This is a genomic window from Paracoccus sp. AK26 (genome assembly GCF_011801365.1).
GTDB lineage: Bacteria > Pseudomonadota > Alphaproteobacteria > Rhodobacterales > Rhodobacteraceae > Paracoccus > Paracoccus aerius.
On sequence record NZ_CP041042.1, the window covers coordinates 17,284 to 36,723 of the forward strand.

Sequence of the window (19,440 nt, forward strand, 5' to 3'; positions counted from 1 at the left end):
CGTCCGTCAACCCGGCCAGCCGTCCAAGGAGATCCTGATGTCCATTGCGCTGTTTGACCTGACCGGCAGGACGGCCCTTGTCACCGGCTCGTCGCGGGGGCTGGGCCGGGCTTTCGCGGAAGGACTGGCCGGGGCGGGCGCGCGCGTCATCCTGAACGGCCAGGATCCCGACCGGCTGGAAGCCGCGGCCGCCGCCATGCGCGCGGACGGGCATGACGTGCTGACGCTGGCCTTCGACGTGGCCGATGAAGATGCCATCGTCGCGGCCTTCCGGCACTTGGATTCCCAGGGGATCGAGGTGGACATCCTGGTCAACAACGCGGGCATCCAGTTCCGCCGCCCCTTGCTGGATCTGGACAGCGACGACTGGCGCCGGGTGATCGACGTCAACCTGACCTCGGCCTTCGTGATCGGCCGAGAGGCCGCGCGCCGCATGGCCCCGCGCGGGCGGGGCAAGATCATCAACATCGGCTCGGTCAATTCGCAGATGGCCCGCGCCACGATCGCGCCCTATACGGCGGCCAAGGGCGGCATCGTGATGCTGACGAAGGCCATGGCCGCCGAATGGGGCGAAAAGGGCATCCAGGCCAATGCCATCGGTCCGGGCTACATGGTCACCGAGATGAACAAGGCCCTGCTCGAGAACCCTGACTTCGACGCCTGGGTCAAGGGACGCACGCCGATGCGCCGTTGGGGCCTGCCGGAGGAACTGGCCGGCACGGTCATCTATCTGGCGTCCGACGCATCCAGCTATGTGTCGGGCCAGGTCATCTATGCCGATGGGGGCATGACCTCGGTGCTGTGACGCCTAGGGGGCGGGATCCTTTCCGAAGCTCCAACCGCCTTCGCCCAGGGCGGGGGCGGCACGGTCATGCGCCATGCGGCTGCGGCCAAAGCGGATGGGCGTGCGCAGGCCTGCGATGCCTTCGGGCGTGATGTGCAAGCCGCGCGCCAGGATCTGGGGTTCCGACAGGGCCTCGGCCACGTCGTTGACGGGACCGGCGGGCACGCCCGCGCCTTCCATCAGGGCGATCAGCTCGGCTCGGGTCCGGCGCGACGTGGCAGCCGTCAGCATCGGCACCAGCCGGTCGCGATGGGCCACGCGGGCCGGGTTGGTGGCGAAGTCGGGATCGGCGGGCAGGTCGGGCAGGCCCAGCACGCGGCACAGCGCGGCGAACTGCCTGTCGTTGCCGCAGGCCAGGATCAGGTGGCCGTCGGATGCGGGGAACAGCTGGTAGGGCACGATGTTGGGATGGGCATTGCCCAGCCGGTGCGGCACCATGCCCCCCAGCAGATGGTTCGTGGCCTGGTTCGCCAGCACCGCCACCCCGCAATCCAGCAGCGACAGATCCAGATGCTGCCCCCGGCCCGACCGCTGTCGTTCGGCAAGCGCGGCCTGCACGGCGATCACGCCGTAAAGCCCGGTGAAGATGTCGATCCAGGCGACGCCGACCTTTTGCGGCTCTCCGTCGGGCGCGCCCGTCAGGTCCATGATCCCCGACATGCCCTGGATCAGGAAGTCGTATCCGGGCTGGGGCGCGCGCGGCCCGTCCTGCCCGAAACCGGTGATCGAGGCATAGACCAGCCCCGGATTGCGCGCCGACAGTGTATCGTAGTCCAGCCCGAAGCGGGCCAGCCCGCCGACCTTGAAGTTCTCGACCACCACGTCGGCGTCGTCGATCAGGGCGCGCAGGCGGTCCAGGTCGGTGGGATCGTTGAAGTCGCAGGTGACCGAGGTCTTGCCCCGGTTCGCGGCGTGGAAATAGGCCGCGACCCTTTCGGTGGTGCCGTCCGCGCGGGGGCGGTCGATGAAGGGCGGGCCCCAGCGGCGGGTGTCGTCGCCCTCGGGCGCCTCGACCTTGACGACCTCGGCGCCCAGGTCAGCCAGCGTCTGGCCGATCCAGGGACCGGCCAGGATGCGCGCCAGCTCGACCACGCGCAGCCCCTTCAGCGGCGCCTCAGCCAAAGGCCTGGATCCCGGTCTGCGCGCGGCCCAGGATCAGCGCGTGCACGTCATGCGTGCCTTCATAGGTGTTCACGGTTTCCAGGTTCTGGGCGTGGCGGATCACCTGGAACTCGCTTGAGATGCCGTTGCCGCCATGCATGTCCCGCGCCATCCGGGCGATGTCCAGGGCCTTGCCGCAGTTGTTGCGCTTGACGATGGAGATCATCTCGGGCGCGAAGCGGCCTTCGTCGAACAGGCGGCCGACGCGCAACGACGCCTGCAGGCCAAGCGCGATTTCCGTCTGCATGTCGGCCAGCTTCTTCTGGAACAGCTGCGTCGCGGCCAAGGGCCGGCCGAACTGGTGGCGGTCAAGGCCGTATTGGCGGGCGCGGAACCAGCAATCCTCGGCCGCACCCATCGCGCCCCAGGAAATGCCGTAACGCGCGCGGTTGAGGCAGCCGAAGGGCCCGCCCATGCCTTCGATGTTGGGAAGCAGGGCGTCCTCGCCGACCTCGACATCCTCCATCACGATCTCTCCGGTGATGGAGGCGCGCAGCGACAGCTTGCCCTCGATCTTGGGGGCGGACAGGCCGGGCGTCCCCTTGTCCAGCACGAAGCCGCGGACCTTGCCGCCATGGGCGTCGGATTTCGCCCAGACCACGAAGACATCGGCGATGGGGCTGTTGGAAATCCACATCTTCGCGCCGTTCAGCACATAGCCGCCTTCGGTCTTCTTTGCGCGCGTCTTCATGCCGGCGGGGTCCGACCCTGCATCGGGCTCGGTCAGGCCGAAGCAGCCGATGAATTCGCCGCTGGCCAGCTTGGGCAGGTATTTGTGCTTCTGATCCTCGCTGCCATAGGCCTCGATGGGGAACATCACCAGCGATGACTGGACCGAGGCCATGCTGCGGTATCCGCTGTCGATCCGCTCGATCTCGCGCGCGACCAGGCCGTAGGAGACGTAGGAGGCGCCGACTCCGCCGTATTCCTCGGCCACCGTCACGCCCAGCAGGCCCGCCGCCCCCATCTCGCGGAAGATCTCGGGGTCGGTGGTCTCGTTCAGATAGGCGTCGGTCACGCGCGGGGCCAGCCGGTCGGCCGCGAAGGCCGCGGCGCTGTCGCGGATCATCCGTTCCTCTTCGCCAAGCTGGTCGTTCAGCAGGAAGGGATCGGCCCAGTCGAAGGCGGCGCCCTTGTGGGATTTCGTGGACATGCGGGATCTCCTGTGTTGGCGACAGCATAGACATTTGCCGGGTGCATCGAAAATGATAAATCTCAATCATTCCATGCACGGGATGAATGTCATGCGCATCCGGCGATACCTGCCCAACCTCAGCCTGCTGCTGGCCTTCGACGGCGTCATGCGGCACGGATCGGTGACGGCCGCCGCGCAGGAACTGGGCCTGACGCAGAGCACCGTCAGCCGCCTGGTCCAGACGCTGGAGGACCAGATGGGCCAGCCGTTGTTCTCGCGCCACCGCCGCCGCCTGGTCCCGACCCAGGGCGCCATCCGCTATCACGCCGACATCTCGGCCGCGCTTGACCTGATCCAGCGGGGCGGCATGTCGCTGATCGCCAACCCCGAAGGCGGAAGCCTGGATCTGGCGGTGCTGCCGACCTTTGGCACCCGCTGGCTGGCCCCGCGCCTGCCGGGATTCATGGCCCGCCATCCCGGCATCCTGGTGAACCTGACCACGCGGTTCCAGCCAGTGGCCTTCGCGACCGAACCCTTCGACGCCGCGATCATCTATCGCCCGGACGCGGACCCGGACCCGAACAGCCTGAAGCTGTTCGACGAAAGCCTGACCGCCTGCGCCAGCCCGGCCTTCCTGAAGGCCCATCCCATCGATGATCCCGGCGATCTGGCGGGGCTGGTCCTGCTGCACCTGCAGACCCGGCCCCAAGCCTGGGCCGACTGGTTCCGGGGCCAGGGCAGGGGGGCCGCGCCTTCGGGCGGAATGGTCATGGACCAGTTTTCCATGATGATCCAGGCGGCGATCTCGGGGCTGGGGGTGGCGCTTCTGCCCGACTATCTGGCCCGCCAGGAAATCGCCGAAGGCCATCTGCTGCCCGTCCTGCGCCCTGCCGTTCCGGGGCGCGGCGGCTATTGCCTGGTCTGGCCCGGCAGCCGGATGGACTTCCGTCCGCTGGTCCATTTCCGAAACTGGCTGGCGGCCCAGGTTGCCGGCTGAACCTGCCGCCCCTGCGACTTCAAGCGGTTGTGACCGCGGGATCCTGTGCTAACGTAACGGCGATTTTCCGATAACAGGGACAAGCACAATGAAATTCACATCGCTGTTCGCGGCCTTCGCCGTCGCCGCCACGCTAGGCCAGGGCGCCGCCGCGCAGGAGATGTCGTTCTTCCGCATCGGCACCGGCGGCACGGCCGGCACCTATTACCCGATCGGCGGGCTGATCGCGAACGCCATCTCGAACCCGCCGGGATCGCGCGCCTGCGACGACGGCGGTTCCTGCGGCGTGCCGGGGCTGGTGGCGACGGCCGTGGCCTCGAACGGGTCGGTGGGCAACGTCAACGCCATCAACGGCGGCGCCCTGGAAGCGGGCTTCAGCCAGTCCGACGTGGCCTATTGGGCGCAGACCGGCACCGGGCTGTGGGAAGGCCAGCCCGCGGTCGAGAAGCTGCGCCTGATTGCGAACCTGTATCCCGAAAGCATCCACCTGGTCACCCGCGCCGACGCGGGCATCGAATCCGTGGCCGACCTGGCGGGCAAGCGCGTGTCGCTGGACGAACCCGGGTCGGGCACGCTGGTCGATGCCAAGATCATCCTGGAAGCCTATGGCCTGTCGGAAGCCGATGTGACGGCGGAATACCTCAAGCCCGACCAGGCGGCGGACCGGATGCGCGACGGCGCGATGGACGCCTTCTTCTTCGTGGGCGGCTTCCCGGCCGGCGCGATCGCCGAACTGGCCAGCCAGCATGACGTGAAGCTGGTCCCGATCGCCGGCCCCGAGGTGGACAAGCTGCTGGAAACCTACAACTTCTTCGCCGTCGACAACCTGCCGGCAGGCACTTATGAAGGCCAGGATGCGGACGTGGCGACCATTTCAGTGGGCGCCCAGCTTGTCACCTCGGCCGACCAGCCCGAGGAACTGATCTACGGCATCACCCAGGCCCTGTATAACGAAAACACCCAGAAGCTGTTCGCGGCGGGCCATGCCAAGGGCAAGCAGATCACGCTGGACAGCGCGACGGCGGGCGCGGGCATTCCGTTCCATCCGGGCGCGGAACGGTTCTACAGGGAAGCGGGCAAGCTTCAGTAAGCGCGGGTCCGATCCGGTTCGAAGGACGCGGGCCCAGGGGTTCGCGTCCTTTTCCGTTCCCTGCAATCCAGGAATGACGAATGTCTGACACTTCACGCCACCTGACCGAAGCCGAACTGCGCGCCATCGAGGAGGAATACGACCCCGAGGCCCGCTTCCGCACCGTCCTGCGCCCCATTGCGATCCTGACGGCGGTGATCCTGTTCCTGCTGTCGGCCTATCACTTCTATACGGCGGGCTTCGGCATCCCGCGGGCCACCACCCATCGCGGGCTGCACATGGGCGTGTCGCTGTTCGTGATCTTCCTCAGCTTCGCGGCCTTCAACAGCGGGCGCCACAAGACCACGGGCTTCGCCATCCTGGGCATCCCGGTCTATGACTGGCTGTTCGCCTTTGCCGGGGCGGTCAGTTCCTTCTATGTCCCCTGGATCTATGACCAGCTGGCCTTTCGGGTGGGCAACCCGCTGACCCTGGACATCGTCATGGGCACGCTGCTGCTGCTGACGCTGATGGAGGCCGTGCGCCGGTCGATGGGCTGGCCCCTGCCGGTGATCGCCGGTCTGTTCATCGCCTATGCCTATTGGGGCCAGTCGATGCCCGGCATCCTGGTCCATCCCGGCGCGGACTGGAACACGATCATCAACCACCTGTACCTGACCTCGCAGGGGATCTATGGCACCGCGCTTGGGGTGATCGCGACCTATGTGTTCCACTTCGTGCTGTTCGGCGTGATGGCGCAGAAGATCGGCCTGGGGCAGTTGTTCATCGACCTGGCGACCGCGCTGACCGGCCGCTTCGCGGGCGGACCCGCCAAGGTGTCGGTCGTGTCCTCGGCGATGCTGGGCACCATCTCGGGTTCGTCCATCGCCAACACGGTAACGACAGGCGCACTGACCATCCCGGCGATGATCAAGATCGGCTTCCGCCGCCATTTCGCCGCCGCGGTCGAGGCCGCGTCATCGACCGGCGGGCAGATCACCCCGCCGGTGATGGGGGCGGTTGCCTTCCTGATGGTGGAATACCTGGGCATCCCGCTGCGCACGATCCTGATTGCGGCCATCGTGCCGGCCTTCATGCACTTCTTCGGCGTCCTGGTGCAGGTCCACCTGGAAGCCAAGCGCCTTGGCATCCGCGGCCTGCGGGCCGAGGAACTGCCCAAGGCCGGCAAGGTCCTGCGCGAGGGCTGGCTGTCGGTCGCGCCGCTGATCCTGCTGGTCTGGATGCTGATGTCGGGCCGCACGCCCTTCCTGTCGGCCTTCTGGGCGATCACGGCCTGCATGGCCGTCTACCTGATCCAGCGGGTCATGGCCTCGGGCGTGGTGGGGGGCATCAAGGAAACCGCCGCCGGCATCTTCGAGGGCTTCGTGTCCGGCGCGCGCCAGTCGCTGTCGGTGACCGCTGCCGCAGCCCTTGTGGGCGTCGTGATCGGCATCGTCACGTTGACGGGGGTGGGCTTCAAGATCGCCTTCATGGTGACCTCGGTCGCGGCCAACGCGGCGGGCGACGTCCATGCCTTCTTGGGCTTCCTGCCGTTCGAGCCCTTCGGCATCGACACGCTGACGCTGCTGTTCACCCTGGTGATGACCGCCGTGGTCTGCATCCTGATGGGCTGCGGCGTGCCCACGACCGCAAACTACATCATCATGGTGGCGGTGGCCGCGCCCGTGCTGGGGATGATGAACGTGGAACCGTTGGTGGCGCATTTCTTCGTCTTCTACTTCGGGGTTCTGGCAGACGTGACGCCGCCCGTGGCGCTTGCCGCCTATGCGGGGGCGGGGATCGCGGGGGCCAATGGCTTCAAGGCGGGCAACACGGCGTTCCGGCTGTCGATGGGCAAGGCCTTGGTGCCCTTTGTCTTCGTCTTCTCGCCGTCCCTGCTGATCGTGACGCAGGCCTTCACGCTGCCCGACTTCCTGCTGGCCTTCACCGGCGCAGTCCTTGGCATCGTGGCGCTGTCGGTGGCGATCACCAACTGGCTGTTCGCACCCCTCTGGGTGATCGAGCGGATCGCCCTGGTCCTGGCCGCCCTGCTGCTGATCGCGCCCGAGCCTGTCTCGACCGCCATCGGCTTTGCGATCCTGGCGGCGGTGACGGCGCGGCAATACCTGGCCGCGCGCGATGCCCCGGCGGCCCCGGCGGGCTGACGACGAAGAACCGGCCGGCGAGGGATGCTTCCGCCGGCCGGAAATCAGGCCGCCTCGATGCTGACGCGCGCCTTTTCGCCGCCCAGGGCCGCGAAGGCCCGCTGGCGGCAGGTCAGGACCAGGATCTGCTGGTCCTGGGCCACGCGGTGCAGGGCGGTGAACATCGCCTCGATCCGGTCGTCGTCGCTGTGGACCAGGGCGTCGTCCAGGATCACCGGCACCTGGGTGCCCGCCCGCGCGAACAGCCGCGCGAATGCCAGCCGGGTCAGGATCGCCACCTGTTCCCGCGTTCCCCCCGACAGGATGTCCAGGGCCTCGGGCTGGCCGTCGCGGGTCAGCACGGCGGGCAGCAGGGTCTGGTCGTCGATCTCCAGCGTGGCGCCGGGATGGATCACCGCCAGCAGAGGCTGCAATTCGCGCAGCACCGGCCCGAGATAGGCGTCCCGCGCCTGGCGCCGCGCCTCGTCAAGCGCCCGGCGCAGGCGGGTCAGCGACTGCACCTCGGCGGCATAGCGCGCGGCGCGGGCCTCGGCGTCGGAAAGCCTGCCGCGGACCTCGTCCAGGCGTTCCTCGATCCCTTCCTCGGCCAGGGTGCCGATGGATCCGTTCAGCATCGCCAGGTCCTCGCGCAGGCGGTCGCGCTGCGCCTTGGCCTGGGCCGCGACCGACTGGGCGCGCGACAGGGCGGCGCGGGCCATGTCCAGGTCGGGGGCGGCCCGTTCCAGCCGCGCGCATTCGGCCTGGGCATCGGCCAGCCCCGACTGGTGGCCCGTCCGGGCGTCACGCAGATCGCGCAGCCGGGCCGTCAGCGCCGCCGGATCGCCGGCCTCGGCGGCTGCCGCGTCATGGGTGCGGCGGGCGGCGGCAAGCGTGGCGGCGGCGGCGGCCCGGGCCTCGGAGGCGGCGCGCAGGGCCGACTGGGCCTCGGCCGCGGCGGCGCGGGCCCCATCCTCGGTGGCGGTGGCGATGGCAAGGTCCGCTTCAAGGGCGGCGGGGTCGCCCGCGTCCTCAGCGCCCGCACCGGCTTCCGCGACCGTCTGGGCATGGGCCTGGCGCAGGGCCTCCAGCCCGTCGGGGGCAAGCTGGGCCAGAAGGGCCTGGGCGCTGCGCAGGCTGTCGTCCAGCCGCTGCGCCTCGACCAGGCGGGCGCGGGCCTGGGCCAGATCCTCGGCCCCGCAGGCGTACAGCCGCTGGGCCAGCGTGGCCGCGGCCTTGTCCAGTTGCGCCCGGTCGCCGCCGGTCTGGGTGCCGGGGTCGATCCGCATGGTGCCGATGCCGGGCAGGTCGAAGTCGCGCGGGCCGGTCAGGCGGTGCGGGCCTTCGGGCAGGTCGGCCCCATCGGCGCGGACCCGTGCGGCGCCGCTATAGGCAAGGGACAGGCTGACCGACTGCGCGTCCAGGCGGGCCTCGGCCCGGTTCAGCTCGTCGGCGGCCTGTTCGGCGGCGGCAAGGGCCTGCGGCGTCACCACCAGCAACCCGCGCTGCGCCCGCTGTGCCTCGATCTCGGCGCGCAGGCGTTCGGCCTCGGCCAGGCTGCGGGCCAGGTGCGTGGCGCGGTCCTGCGCGGCGCGGGCAAGGCGCGCCCGCTGCGCCAGGGCCAGACGGTTGCGCAGGGCGCGGGTGGCGGCCTCGGCATCCCGAAGGGCGGCGGCGGTGTCGCCTTCGGCCTGGGACAGGGTGGCCGTGCGGCTGTCATGACGGGCCGCATCCTCGGTCGCCGCGGCCAGGGCCTGGGCCGCGCGGGCGGCGCGGTCCGACAGCGTTTCCAGCCGCTCGATCTCGGCACGCGCATTGTCGTCGGTGGCCTGTGCCAGGGCCAGGGCGCGCTGCGCCGCCCCCAGCCGGTCGGCATGGGCTTCGGCCTCGGCCAAAGCGGCGCGGGCAGCAGCCAGGGCCTCGGCGCGGCGAAGGTCCTCGGCGGGGTCGTCCAGGGCTGCAAGCTGGCGCTGCGCCTCGCTGCGCCGGGACAGGTCGCCCGACAGCCGCGCGGCCTTGGCGGCAAGCTCGGCCTCCTCGGCGCGCAGGGCCTCGGCCTCGGCCTCGGCCCGGGCCCATTCGCCGCCTGCCTTGGCCTTGCCGGTCGCGGTCGCGAGCCTGCCAAGCGCATCGCCCACCCGCGCCACCACGCCGTCCAGCCTGCGCCCGCCGGTCATCATGTCGATCTCGCCCGCGACCGAGGACAAGAGATCCCGCCGCGCCGACAGCGCCCGTTCGCGGTCGGACTTGTCGCTGGCCGAACTGCCCTCGGGTTCCAGGCCCAGCAGGCCTTGGCGCACCCACAGAAGGCCCGACGGCCCCGACAGCCCCGCCCCCAGCATCCGGTCGATCCAGGCCTCGGCCTCGTCGTCCTGGGCCACCGTCCGCCCGTCGCGCGACACCCTGGCCGAGGCGCGGGTCAGCCACCGCTTTTCCACCCGGTAGCGCCCGTCGGGCAGGTCCAGGTCCGCCGCCACCTCGGGCGCGCCGCCGACATGGGGTTGCAGCGCCTTGATCCCTGCGCGGGTGGCGCGGTGGCGTTCGAAGAACAGCGCGTGGATGGCGTCGAAGAAGGTGGACTTGCCGAATTCGTTGGGCTCGCACAGCACGGTGATGCCGTCGCCGATCCCCTCGATCCGGGCGGTGTGGCCGGCGAAGCGGCGGACGTTGGTCAGTTGCAGCGCGCGGATCTTCATGCCCCCACCTCTTGCGCCAGGGCATAAAGCCGCGACAGCGCGGATGCGGCCACCGCGCGCTCAGTGGCGCTGCGATCCCCGTCGCCCGCCTCGGCCAGCAGCGCCTCGGCCGCCTGGCGCAGCGCGCCCGCGCGATCGATCCCGTCCAGGTCGTCGGGCCGCGCCTCGGTCGCAAGGCCTGACAGGTCGTGGCCGAACCAGCCGAAATCGGGGGCGGCCGCCTGCGCCGCCGCGTCAAGCGCGGCCCGGTCGGACAGGGGCAGGCGGCCGGTGGCGACAAGCCGGACCAGCAGGTTGCGCCGCATCATCGGCAGGGGCAGGGCGCCGTCCAGCCGGGCCAGCGGATCGTCGCCGGGCAGCAGGTCCAGCGTGACGGTCTGCCAGCCCATGCTGCCGGTTTCCACCGGGCGAACCCGCGCCGTCCCGTCCAGCGTCACCAGCAGCGCGCAGCAGGCCGCAGAGTGCTTGAAGCCGTCGGCCTCGGGCGTGCCGGAATACCAGGTGGCCGCGTTCACCTCCATCCGGCCGTGCCAGTCGCCAAGCGCCAGGTAATCCAGGCCGCATCTTTGCGCGCGGTCGGGGGCGATGATGCCCGCCGCGCCTTCCTCGCCCGAGAAATCGGCGATCGCGCCGTGGCCCAGGCCGATGCGCAGGCAGCCGTCGGGGGTGGGGGCGGCCATCGCCTCGGTCAGGTCGCGGCCGGGGCGGCGCTGCGTGCAGGGGGCGGGCAGGACAATCACGCCGGGGGCTAGTTCCACCGGATCGGGGCTGGTGATCGCCCGCAGGTTCGGGGGCGCGTCGGACCCGATGCGCCGCCACAGTTCGGTCGCGGCAAGGCTGTCATGGTTGCCGGGCAGCATGATCCAGGTGATGTCGGCCTCGGCCGCCATGGCGCGCAGGGCGTGGCGCAGCGTGTCGGGGGCGGGGGTTTCCGCATCGAAGGTGTCGCCCGCCAGCAGCACCGTGGCCGCGCCACCGTCCCGCGCGGCCTGGGCCAGCCGCGCGATCGCGCCGTGGCGGGCCTCGCGCAGGCGGTTGCGGATGGCTTCGGGATAGGTGCCGAAGGCCTTGCCCAGGTGCAGATCTGAGGAATGCAGGAAGCGATACATCGGAAAGGGGATCCTTCGGGTCGGCACTGTCGCGGAAGAAGAACAAACCACGCACGCCGCCGGTTAGACAAGCCCCAAGGGCGCAGGATCATCATTTGCTGCCGGATCGGCCGGGACGGCGGGACAGGAACCTTAGCCCGCAAAACCTGTTGTCCTGCCAAGGAACTGGCCGAGAGGGAACCATGCTGGGAAACAAGGTCACCGACAACCAGGGGCAGGACAGCGACACGCGCCTTCAGGCGCTTGCCGCGCAGCGCATCGCCATCGAGGGCGTCTCGATCGAGATCGACGGCGGCCGCTTCCCGGCCAAGGCCGTGGCGGGCCAGCCCGCGGCGATCGAGGCCGACATCTTTTCCGACGGCCACGATTCCATCGCCGCGGCGATCCGCTGGCACCGTGCGGGCGATGATGGGGGCGCGCAGGAGGCCCGCATGGTCTTCCTTGAAAACGACCGCTGGGCCGGGACCGTCACCTTTCCCGAAAACGGGTTTTTCGACTGCACCATCCTCGCCTGGCGCGACCTGTTCACCACCTGGCACAAGGAGGTGACCAAGAAGCTGGCAGCAGGCCAGCGGATCGGGCTTGAGCTTGAGGAAGGCCGCAGGCTGGTCCAGTCCGCGGTCGATGAGGGCGCCGGCGGCGAGGCGCGGGCGACGCTGGTGGGGCTGCTGGCGGCGGATGCGGCCTATGCCGAGGCCACGGGCGACGACGCATCGACGGACGCCGCCCGCTTCGCCCGGATGGGCGATCCTTCGGTGCTGGCCCTGATGCAGCAGGTCGGGCCGCGCACCAACCTGACCGAATACAAGACCCTGCCCGTCTTCGCCGACCGCCGGGCCGCGGCCTTCAGCGCCTGGTACGAGATCATGCCCCGGTCCCAGTCCGGCGACGTGAACCGCCACGGCACCTTCGACGACGTGATCGCGCGGCTGCCCTATGTGCGCGACCTGGGCTTCGACGTGCTGTATTTCCCGCCCATCCATCCCATCGGAAAGACCAACCGCAAGGGCCGCAACAACAGCCTGACCGCGCAGGAGGGCGAGCCCGGCAGCCCCTATGCCATCGGCAGCGAGGCGGGCGGGCATGACGCCATCCATCCCGAACTGGGCAGCTTCGAGGATTTCCGCCGCCTGATCGCGGCCGCGAAGGACCACGGCCTGGAAATCGCCCTGGACTTCGCCATCCAGTGTTCGCCCGACCATCCCTGGATCCGCGAACATCCCGAATGGTTCGACTGGCGCCCCGACGGCACCATCAAGTTCGCCGAGAACCCGCCCAAGAAATACGAGGACATCGTCAACGTCCATTTCTATCGCGGCGCGCTGCCCGACCTGTGGTATGCGCTGCGCGACGTGGTGCTGTTCTGGGTGGACCAGGGCGTGCGCATCTTCCGCGTGGACAACCCCCACACCAAGCCCTTCCCCTTCTGGGAATGGCTGATCGAGGAAGTGCGCGCCAAGGATCCCGGCGTGATCTTCCTGGCCGAGGCCTTCACCCGGCCCAAGGTGATGAAGCGGCTGGCGAAGCTGGGCTATTCGCAGTCCTATTCCTATTTCACCTGGCGCAACGAGAAGCAGGAGATCATCGATTACCTGACCGAGCTGACGCAGGAGGAATGCCGCGAATACATGCGGCCCAATTTCTTCGTGAACACGCCCGACATCAATCCGCGCTTCCTGCAATCCAGCGGCCGCCCCGGTTTCCGCACCCGGCTGGTGCTGGCCGCGACCCTGGGCGGCAATTACGGCGTCTACAACGGCTACGAGATCTGCGAGGCGGCGGCGGTGCCGGGCAAGGAAGAATATCTCGATTCCGAGAAATACCAGATCCGTGCCTGGGACATGAACCAGCCCGGCAACATCCAGGACGACATCCGCCTGATGAACCGCCTGCGCCAAAGCCATCCGGCGCTGCAGGATTTCACCAATCTCACCTTCTACAAGGCGTCCAGCGACAAGGTGCTGTCATACGGCAAGCAGACCGGCAACGACTTCGTGCTGATCCACGTCAACCTGGATCCCCACAACACCCAGGTCTTCGAGTTCGAGGTGCCCTTGTGGGAGTTCGGCCTGCCCGACGAGGCATCCGTCGAGGTGCGCGACCTGATCCACGGCAACAGCTTCACCTGGCACGGCAAGAACCAGTGGCTGGAGCTTGAGCCGCACAGCCGACCCTATGCCATCTGGCAGCTTTTCGCCCCCGGAGTTCCCCGCTGATGAATATTGCCACGACACCTTCCGACGCGAATTTTGCCGTCCGCACCGACGGGATCGATCGCAGCCAGGCAGACTGGTACAAGGACGCGGTCATCTATCAGTTGCACATCAAGGCCTTCATGGACAGCAACGGCGACGGGATCGGCGATTTCGCCGGCCTGATGCAGCGGCTGGACTATGTGCAGGAACTGGGCGTCACGGCGATCTGGCTTTTGCCCTTCTATCCGTCCCCCCTGCGCGACGACGGCTATGACATCGCCGACTACCGCTCGATCAACCCGTCCTACGGGTCGATGAAGGACTTCAAGGCCTTCGTGAAGGAAGCCCACCGCCGCGGCATCCGCGTCATCACCGAACTGGTCATCAACCACACCTCGGACCAGCATCCCTGGTTCCAGCGGGCGCGGCGCGCCAAGCCCGGATCGGCCGCGCGGGACTGGTATGTCTGGTCCGACACGGACGAGAAATGGCCGGAAACCCGGATCATCTTCCTGGACACGGAAAAGTCGAACTGGACCTGGGATCCGGTGGCGGGGGCCTATTACTGGCACCGCTTCTATTCGCACCAGCCGGACCTGAACTTCGACAATCCCAAGGTGCTGGAGGAAGTGCTGAAGGTCATGCGCATGTGGCTGGACATGGGCGTGGACGGGCTGCGGCTGGACGCGATCCCCTATCTGGTCGAACGCGACGGCACCAACAACGAGAACCTGCCCGAGACCCATGACGTGCTCAAGGCCATCCGCGCCGACCTGGACCAGCATTTCCCCGACCGGATGCTGCTGGCCGAGGCGAACCAGTGGCCCGAGGATACCCGCCCCTATTTCGGCGAGGGCGACGAATGCCACATGGGCTTCCACTTCCCCTTGATGCCGCGGATGTACATGGCCCTGGCGCAGGCCGACCGGCACCCCATCACCGACATCATCCGCCAGACGCCCGAGATCCCCGAAGCCTGCCAATGGGGCATCTTCCTGCGCAACCATGACGAACTGACGCTGGAAATGGTCACGTCCGAGGAACGCGACTATCTGTGGCAGACCTATGCCGCCGACACGCGGGCGCGCATCAACCTGGGGATCCGCCGCCGCCTGGCGCCCCTGATGCAGAACGACCGGCGCAAGATCCAGTTGATGAATTCCATGCTGCTGTCCATGCCCGGAACGCCGATCATCTATTACGGCGACGAGATCGGCATGGGCGACAACTACTACCTGGGCGACCGGGACGGGGTCCGCACGCCGATGCAATGGTCGGGCGACCGCAACGCCGGCTTTTCCCGCGCCAAGCCCCAGCAGCTTTACCTGCCCGCGATCATCGACGCGGTCTATGGCCACCAGGTCATCAACGTCGAGGCGCAGGCCGACGACCCGTCGTCCCTGCTGAACTGGATGCGCCGCATGATCACCGTGCGCCGCCAGCATCCGGCCTTCGGGCGGGGCGAGATGATCCTGCTCTATCCGCGCAACCGCAAGGTCCTGGCTTACCTGCGCGAACACGAGGGGCGGGCCTATCTCTGCGTGGCGAACCTGGCCGACAGCGCGCAGGCGGTGGAACTGGATCTGTCCCGCCACCGCGGCACCGTGCCGATCGAGCTGACCGGCCGGTCCGCCTTCCCGCCGGTGGGCGATCTGCCCTATATGCTGACGCTGCCCGCCTATGGCTTCTACTGGTTCGCGCTGAGCGGCGAGGAGGAAACCCCGTCCTGGCATGAATCCATGCCCGACATCCTGCCCGAGTTCATGACCCTGACCACCCGCGACGGGCGCGTGGCGACGGCCATCGGCGGGCGCGAGGGGGCGCAGTTCCGCAACGACGTGCTGCCGCAATGGCTGCCGCTGCAACGCTGGTTCGCGGGCAAGGACAAGGGCATAGGCAGCGTGCGCATGACCCCCCTGGGCGACCTGGACAAGGGCGAGCATGAACTGGTCGCCGTCCATGTGGCCGTGGGCGACGAAGAACAGAGCTATCTTCTGCCCATCTCGGCTCGCTGGGGGGACGAGAACCTGCGCCCCGGCGCGCCGAAGCTGTCCTATACCCTGGCCAAGATCCGCCACACCGCGCGGGTGGGCGCGCTGATCGACGGCGCCTATGACGAACGCCTGCCGCAACTGCTGCTGGAGGGGCTGAAAAAGGACCGCGCTGACGGCGATCTGCGGTTCGAGGGGACCGACGCCCTGCGCGGAATCGAGGATCCGGGCGATCCCCGCCAGCTTGGCGCGGAACAGTCGAACCTGTCCATCGCCTTTGGCGACAAGATCATCCTGAAACTGTATCGCCGCATCCGCGAGGGCGCGCAGCCCGATGTCGAGGTCGCCAAGTTCCTGACCGAGGTCGCGGGCTACAGGCATACGCCCCGCTATCTGGGCCAGGTGGCGCATGGATCGACCACGCTGGCCGCGGCCTTCGCCTTTGTCCCGAACCGGGGCGACGCCTGGTCGGGCATCATCGACGCCCTGGGCCTGGAACTGCACGAGCACGAGACTTGGGCCTCGGCCGGCGAGGCGCGGCCCGAAACGGTCAGCTATGACTTCCCGCTCAGCGTGGGCGCGCTTCTGGGGCAGCGGACGGCGGAATTGCACAAGGCCCTTGCCACGGAAACCGACAACCCGGACTTCGCGACCGAGGATCCGACGCCTGACCAGCTTGGGCAATGGGCATCCGATGCCGAAGCCGAGGCGCAGGCCCTGCTGGACCGGCTGGAACAGGCGCAACTGCCCGACGAGGCCGCGCCCCTGGCCCGGTCGCTGCTGGACCGGCGCGACGACCTGCTGTCGCGGCTGCGGGCGGTGGCCGACATTGCGCCGGGCTTCAAGCTGTCGCGCATCCACGGCGACTTCCACCTGGGGCAGGTGCTGCTGGCCCAGAACGACGTGGCGATCATCGACTTCGAGGGGGAACCCGCCCGCAGCCTTGCGGAACGGCGGCAGAAATCCTCGCCCCTGCGCGACGTGGCGGGGATGCTGCGGTCCTTCGACTATGCCGCGATGACCGTCGCCTCGCGCCAGCGGGACAGCTTTGGCGGGGCGGAACGCGGCCAGGACCGGATCGAGCATTGGCGGCAATCGGCGATGCGCGATTTCCTGGACGCCTATCGCAGCCATTCGAAAGGGGTGGCCAGCCTGCCCGAAGATGAGGCAGCCTGGCAGGTGCTGCTGGACTTCTTCCTGCTGCACAAGGCTATCTATGAGGCGGGCTATGAACTGAGCAACCGGCCCAACTGGATCGGTATCCCCCTCAAGGGCATCCTCGAACTGCTGGGACAAAGCGACACATGACAACAGCCTTGGCAAGCGACATCGAGGCCATCCTTCGCGGTAGCCATTCCAATCCCTTCGCCATCCTCGGCCCGCACGAGGGCGAGGTGCGGGTCTTCGCACCCCAGGCATCCGAAGTCGCGGCGGTGTCGGGCGACCGGCGGTTCCCGCTGGAACGCGTCCACCCCGAGGGCTTCTTCGCCGGGCCAGTCGAGGGGGACCATTACCGGCTGGAAATGTCCTCGGGCGACCGGACATGGACGGTCGAGGATCCCTATCGCTTCGGCCTGGTCCTGGGCGAGATGGACGAATACCTGCTGGCCGAAGGCCGCCACCGCCAGCTTTACGAAAAGCTGGGCGCCCATCCCATGACCCACGAGGGCGTCGCGGGCGTGGCCTTCGCCGTCTGGGCGCCCAATGCCCGGCGGGTCAGCGTCGTGGGCGACTTCAACGCCTGGGACGGCCGCCGCCATCCGATGCGCAGGCGCCTTGGCCCCGGCATCTGGGAGCTGTTCATTCCCGGCCTGTCCGTGGGCACGCTCTACAAATACGAGATCATCAGCGCCCATGGCGAGCGGATGCCACTGAAGGCCGATCCGGTGGGCTTCCTGCACGAACAGTCGCCCGGCACGGCGTCCGTCATCAGCAAGCTGCCCGATTATTCCTGGCAGGACGCCGGATGGATGGCCGGGCGGGCGGAACGGCAGGACCGCAAGGCCCCCATCTCGATCTACGAGGTCCACCTGGGATCCTGGCGGCGCGGCGGCGAGAATGAAGTCCTGGATTACGACGCCATCGCCGACCTGCTTGTCCCCTATGTGACGGACATGGGCTTTACCCATGTCGAGTTCCTGCCGGTGTCGGAACATCCCTTCACCGGGTCATGGGGATACCAACCCATCGGCCTGTTCGCGCCCACCAGCCGATACGGCTCGCCCGAGGCCTTCGCGCGGCTTGTGGACCGGCTGCACGGGGCAGGGATCGGCGTCATCATCGACTGGGTTCCCGCGCATTTTCCGTCCGACGCCCACGGGCTTGGCCGCTTTGACGGCACGGCGCTTTACGAACATGCCGATCCGCGCCAGGGCTTCCACCAGGACTGGAACACGCTGATCTACAACTTCGGCCGGCAGGAGGTGGCGAATTTCCTGCAGGCCAGTGCGCTGTACTGGCTGGACAGGTTCCATGTCGACGCGCTGCGCGTGGATGCGGTGGCCTCGATGCTGTATCTGGACTATTCGCGCCAGCCGGGCCAGTGGATCCCCAACCAGTTCGGCGGGAACGAGAACCTGGAAGCCATCGACTTCCTGCGCGGGGTGAACGAACGCGTTTGCGCCGACCATCCCGGCGCCATCACCATTGCCGAGGAATCTACGGCCTTTCCCAAGGTCAGCCGCCCCGTCAGCGACGGCGGCCTGGGCTTCGGGTTCAAGTGGAACATGGGCTGGATGCATGACACGCTGGGCTATTTCCGGCGCGATCCCATCCACCGCCGCCACCACCAGAACGACCTGACCTTCGGCATGGTCTATGCCTGGTCCGAGGATTTCGTCCTGCCGCTGAGCCATGACGAGGTGGTCCATGGCAAGGGCTCGCTGATCCGGCAGATGGCGGGGGATCGCTGGCAGAAGTTCGCGAACCTGCGCGCCTATTTCGGCTTCATGTGGACCCATCCGGGCAAGAAGCTGCTGTTCATGGGTGGAGAGTTCGCGCAGGACCGCGAATGGAACCACGACCAGTCGCTGGACTGGCATCTGCTGGACGACCCGCTGCACGGCGGGATGCAGAACCTGATCCGCGACCTGAACCACCTGTATCGCGACCAGCCCGCGCTTCACCGGCTGGATTGCGAACCCGAGGGCTTTGAATGGATCGATGCCAGCGACGCGGCCCAAAGCGTGCTGGTCTATCTGCGCAAGTCCGACGACGGCTCGCCCCCGGTCGTGATCGTCTGCAACCTGACGCCGCAGGTCCACCACGATTACCGCATCGGCCTGCCGCAACCGGGCGCCTGGCGCGAGGCACTGAACACCGATGCCGAGACCTATGGCGGATCGGGCGTCGGCAACGGTCGGATCCAGGCCGAGGACCAGTCATGGCATGGGCGGGCGGCATCGGCCAGCCTGACCCTTCCGCCGCTTGCGACAATGGTGCTGGTGCCCGCCTAGGGCGCCCGCCCCCCGCCGTCAGCGCTTAGCCAGGCGGCGGACCAGCAGGTGCAGGGCCACTGCGCCCGCCGCTGCGGCCGCCAGCACGGCCAGCAGATGTTCATGCGCTTCCAGCGGTCCCAGAAGGGCGGTGAAGGCCTGGCCCAGCATCCCGCCAAGGCTGACGAACAGCCAGGCCCAGATCAGCGAGGCCAGGGCGTTGATCGCCATGAAGCGGCCCGCCGGGTAATCGGTCATGCCGATCGCTATCGGGCTGACCGTGCGCAGCCCATAGGCAAAGCGGAAGCCGAAGACGAAAAGGCCCGGCTGGCGGTCGAAGACCCGGCGCGCCTTGGCAAAGCCCCGGCTGGCGGCAAGCGCGCGAAGCCGCGGCAGATCGCGCCACCTGCGACCCAGGAAGAACCAGGCCTGGTCCCCCAGGAACGACCCCGACGCGGCGGCCAGGATCAGCCAGTCCCTGTCCAGAAGCCCGCGGCGCGCCATGGCGCCGCCCACCATGACAACCGTTTCCCCTTCGATCACCGCGCCGATGCCCACGGCGGGCAGGCCATAGGCCGCGATCAGGCTCTCGATGTTCATGACGGTTTCCTTTCGGCCGGCGGTCCATCCCTAGCATGGCCGGGCCGCGGATGCGGTGGAAATCTCCA

General features: G+C 68.4%; 12 protein-coding genes. 7 read left to right on the top strand and 5 right to left on the bottom strand.

Annotation, left to right across the window (positions count from 1 at the left end):
• Positions 1 to 37 precede the first annotated feature (37 nt).
• The gene (locus tag FIU66_RS14030; protein ID WP_167623544.1) at positions 38 to 805 is read left to right on the top strand and encodes a glucose 1-dehydrogenase; all 768 of its coding nucleotides are present in this window, start codon (positions 38 to 40) and stop codon (positions 803 to 805) included.
• A 3-nt stretch (positions 806 to 808) separates the two neighbouring features.
• On the opposite strand, the gene FIU66_RS14035 is transcribed toward FIU66_RS14030, so the two are convergent.
• Together FIU66_RS14035 and FIU66_RS14040 are read right to left on the bottom strand one after the other, a co-directional pair.
• Positions 809 to 1,966, bottom strand: coding sequence for a CaiB/BaiF CoA-transferase family protein (locus FIU66_RS14035; protein WP_167623545.1), 1,158 nt, complete (start codon positions 1,964 to 1,966; stop codon positions 809 to 811).
• On the bottom strand, positions 1,959 to 3,158 hold the full coding sequence (locus tag FIU66_RS14040) for an acyl-CoA dehydrogenase (protein ID WP_167623546.1): 1,200 nt from the start codon (positions 3,156 to 3,158) through the stop codon (positions 1,959 to 1,961). Before FIU66_RS14040 ends, FIU66_RS14035 begins: the two co-directional genes overlap by 8 nt.
• 91 nt (positions 3,159 to 3,249) lie before the next feature.
• Between FIU66_RS14040 and FIU66_RS14045 the strand changes: the two genes are divergently transcribed.
• From FIU66_RS14045 to FIU66_RS14055, 3 genes are all read left to right on the top strand, one after another.
• Positions 3,250 to 4,137 (top strand): LysR family transcriptional regulator, encoded by an 888-nt coding sequence (locus FIU66_RS14045; protein ID WP_167623593.1) that lies wholly within the window; start codon positions 3,250 to 3,252, stop codon positions 4,135 to 4,137.
• Positions 4,138 to 4,225: 88 nt separating this feature from the next.
• Positions 4,226 to 5,227, top strand: coding sequence for a TAXI family TRAP transporter solute-binding subunit (locus tag FIU66_RS14050; protein WP_167623547.1), 1,002 nt, complete (start codon positions 4,226 to 4,228; stop codon positions 5,225 to 5,227).
• Between the two features lie 80 nt (positions 5,228 to 5,307).
• Positions 5,308 to 7,371, top strand: a complete 2,064-nt coding sequence (locus FIU66_RS14055; RefSeq protein WP_167623548.1) for a TRAP transporter permease — start codon at positions 5,308 to 5,310, stop codon at positions 7,369 to 7,371.
• Positions 7,372 to 7,415: 44 nt separating this feature from the next.
• On the opposite strand, the gene FIU66_RS14060 is transcribed toward FIU66_RS14055, so the two are convergent.
• Both FIU66_RS14060 and FIU66_RS14065 read right to left on the bottom strand, forming a co-directional pair.
• Positions 7,416 to 10,043, bottom strand: a complete 2,628-nt coding sequence (locus FIU66_RS14060; protein WP_167623549.1) for an AAA family ATPase — start codon at positions 10,041 to 10,043, stop codon at positions 7,416 to 7,418.
• On the bottom strand, positions 10,040 to 11,152 hold the full coding sequence (locus FIU66_RS14065) for a DNA repair exonuclease (RefSeq protein ID WP_167623550.1): 1,113 nt from the start codon (positions 11,150 to 11,152) through the stop codon (positions 10,040 to 10,042). Before FIU66_RS14065 ends, FIU66_RS14060 begins: the two co-directional genes overlap by 4 nt.
• 182 nt (positions 11,153 to 11,334) lie before the next feature.
• On the opposite strand from FIU66_RS14065, the gene FIU66_RS14070 reads away from it, so the two are divergent.
• The 3 genes from FIU66_RS14070 to glgB are packed head-to-tail and all read left to right on the top strand — an operon-like array spanning position 11,335 to position 18,793.
• Entirely contained in the window at positions 11,335 to 13,368 is a 2,034-nt protein-coding gene (locus FIU66_RS14070; RefSeq protein ID WP_167623551.1) for an alpha-1,4-glucan--maltose-1-phosphate maltosyltransferase, read from the top strand.
• On the top strand, positions 13,368 to 16,646 hold the full coding sequence (gene treS, locus FIU66_RS14075; RefSeq protein WP_167623552.1) for a maltose alpha-D-glucosyltransferase: 3,279 nt from the start codon (positions 13,368 to 13,370) through the stop codon (positions 16,644 to 16,646). The genes FIU66_RS14070 and treS overlap by 1 nt, the downstream gene beginning before the upstream one ends.
• Positions 16,643 to 18,793: a 1,4-alpha-glucan branching protein GlgB gene (gene glgB / locus FIU66_RS14080; RefSeq protein WP_167623553.1), complete on the top strand. Its 2,151-nt coding sequence runs from the start codon at positions 16,643 to 16,645 to the stop codon at positions 18,791 to 18,793. The genes treS and glgB overlap by 4 nt, the downstream gene beginning before the upstream one ends.
• Positions 18,794 to 18,811: 18 nt before the next feature.
• On the opposite strand, the gene FIU66_RS14085 is transcribed toward glgB, so the two are convergent.
• Complete coding sequence (locus FIU66_RS14085) at positions 18,812 to 19,372, bottom strand: DedA family protein (RefSeq protein WP_167623554.1); 561 nt, start codon at positions 19,370 to 19,372, stop codon at positions 18,812 to 18,814.
• Positions 19,373 to 19,440 lie beyond the last annotated feature (68 nt).

What these genes read in the sequence shown, in the direction of transcription:
- FIU66_RS14045 (WP_167623593.1), top strand. Translation starts at nt 3,250, where the DNA reads ATGCGCATCCGGCGATACCTGCCCAACCTCAGCCTGCTGCTGGCCTTC.
- FIU66_RS14070 (WP_167623551.1), top strand. Translation starts at nt 11,335, where the DNA reads ATGCTGGGAAACAAGGTCACCGACAACCAGGGGCAGGACAGCGACACG.
- FIU66_RS14040 (WP_167623546.1), bottom strand. Translation starts at nt 3,158, where the DNA reads ATGTCCACGAAATCCCACAAGGGCGCCGCCTTCGACTGGGCCGATCCC.
- FIU66_RS14065 (WP_167623550.1), bottom strand. Translation starts at nt 11,152, where the DNA reads ATGTATCGCTTCCTGCATTCCTCAGATCTGCACCTGGGCAAGGCCTTC.
- FIU66_RS14030 (WP_167623544.1), top strand. Translation starts at nt 38, where the DNA reads ATGTCCATTGCGCTGTTTGACCTGACCGGCAGGACGGCCCTTGTCACC.
- FIU66_RS14055 (WP_167623548.1), top strand. Translation starts at nt 5,308, where the DNA reads ATGTCTGACACTTCACGCCACCTGACCGAAGCCGAACTGCGCGCCATC.
- FIU66_RS14050 (WP_167623547.1), top strand. Translation starts at nt 4,226, where the DNA reads ATGAAATTCACATCGCTGTTCGCGGCCTTCGCCGTCGCCGCCACGCTA.
- FIU66_RS14085 (WP_167623554.1), bottom strand. Translation starts at nt 19,372, where the DNA reads ATGAACATCGAGAGCCTGATCGCGGCCTATGGCCTGCCCGCCGTGGGC.
- FIU66_RS14060 (WP_167623549.1), bottom strand. Translation starts at nt 10,043, where the DNA reads ATGAAGATCCGCGCGCTGCAACTGACCAACGTCCGCCGCTTCGCCGGC.
- treS (WP_167623552.1), top strand. Translation starts at nt 13,368, where the DNA reads ATGAATATTGCCACGACACCTTCCGACGCGAATTTTGCCGTCCGCACC.
- glgB (WP_167623553.1), top strand. Translation starts at nt 16,643, where the DNA reads ATGACAACAGCCTTGGCAAGCGACATCGAGGCCATCCTTCGCGGTAGC.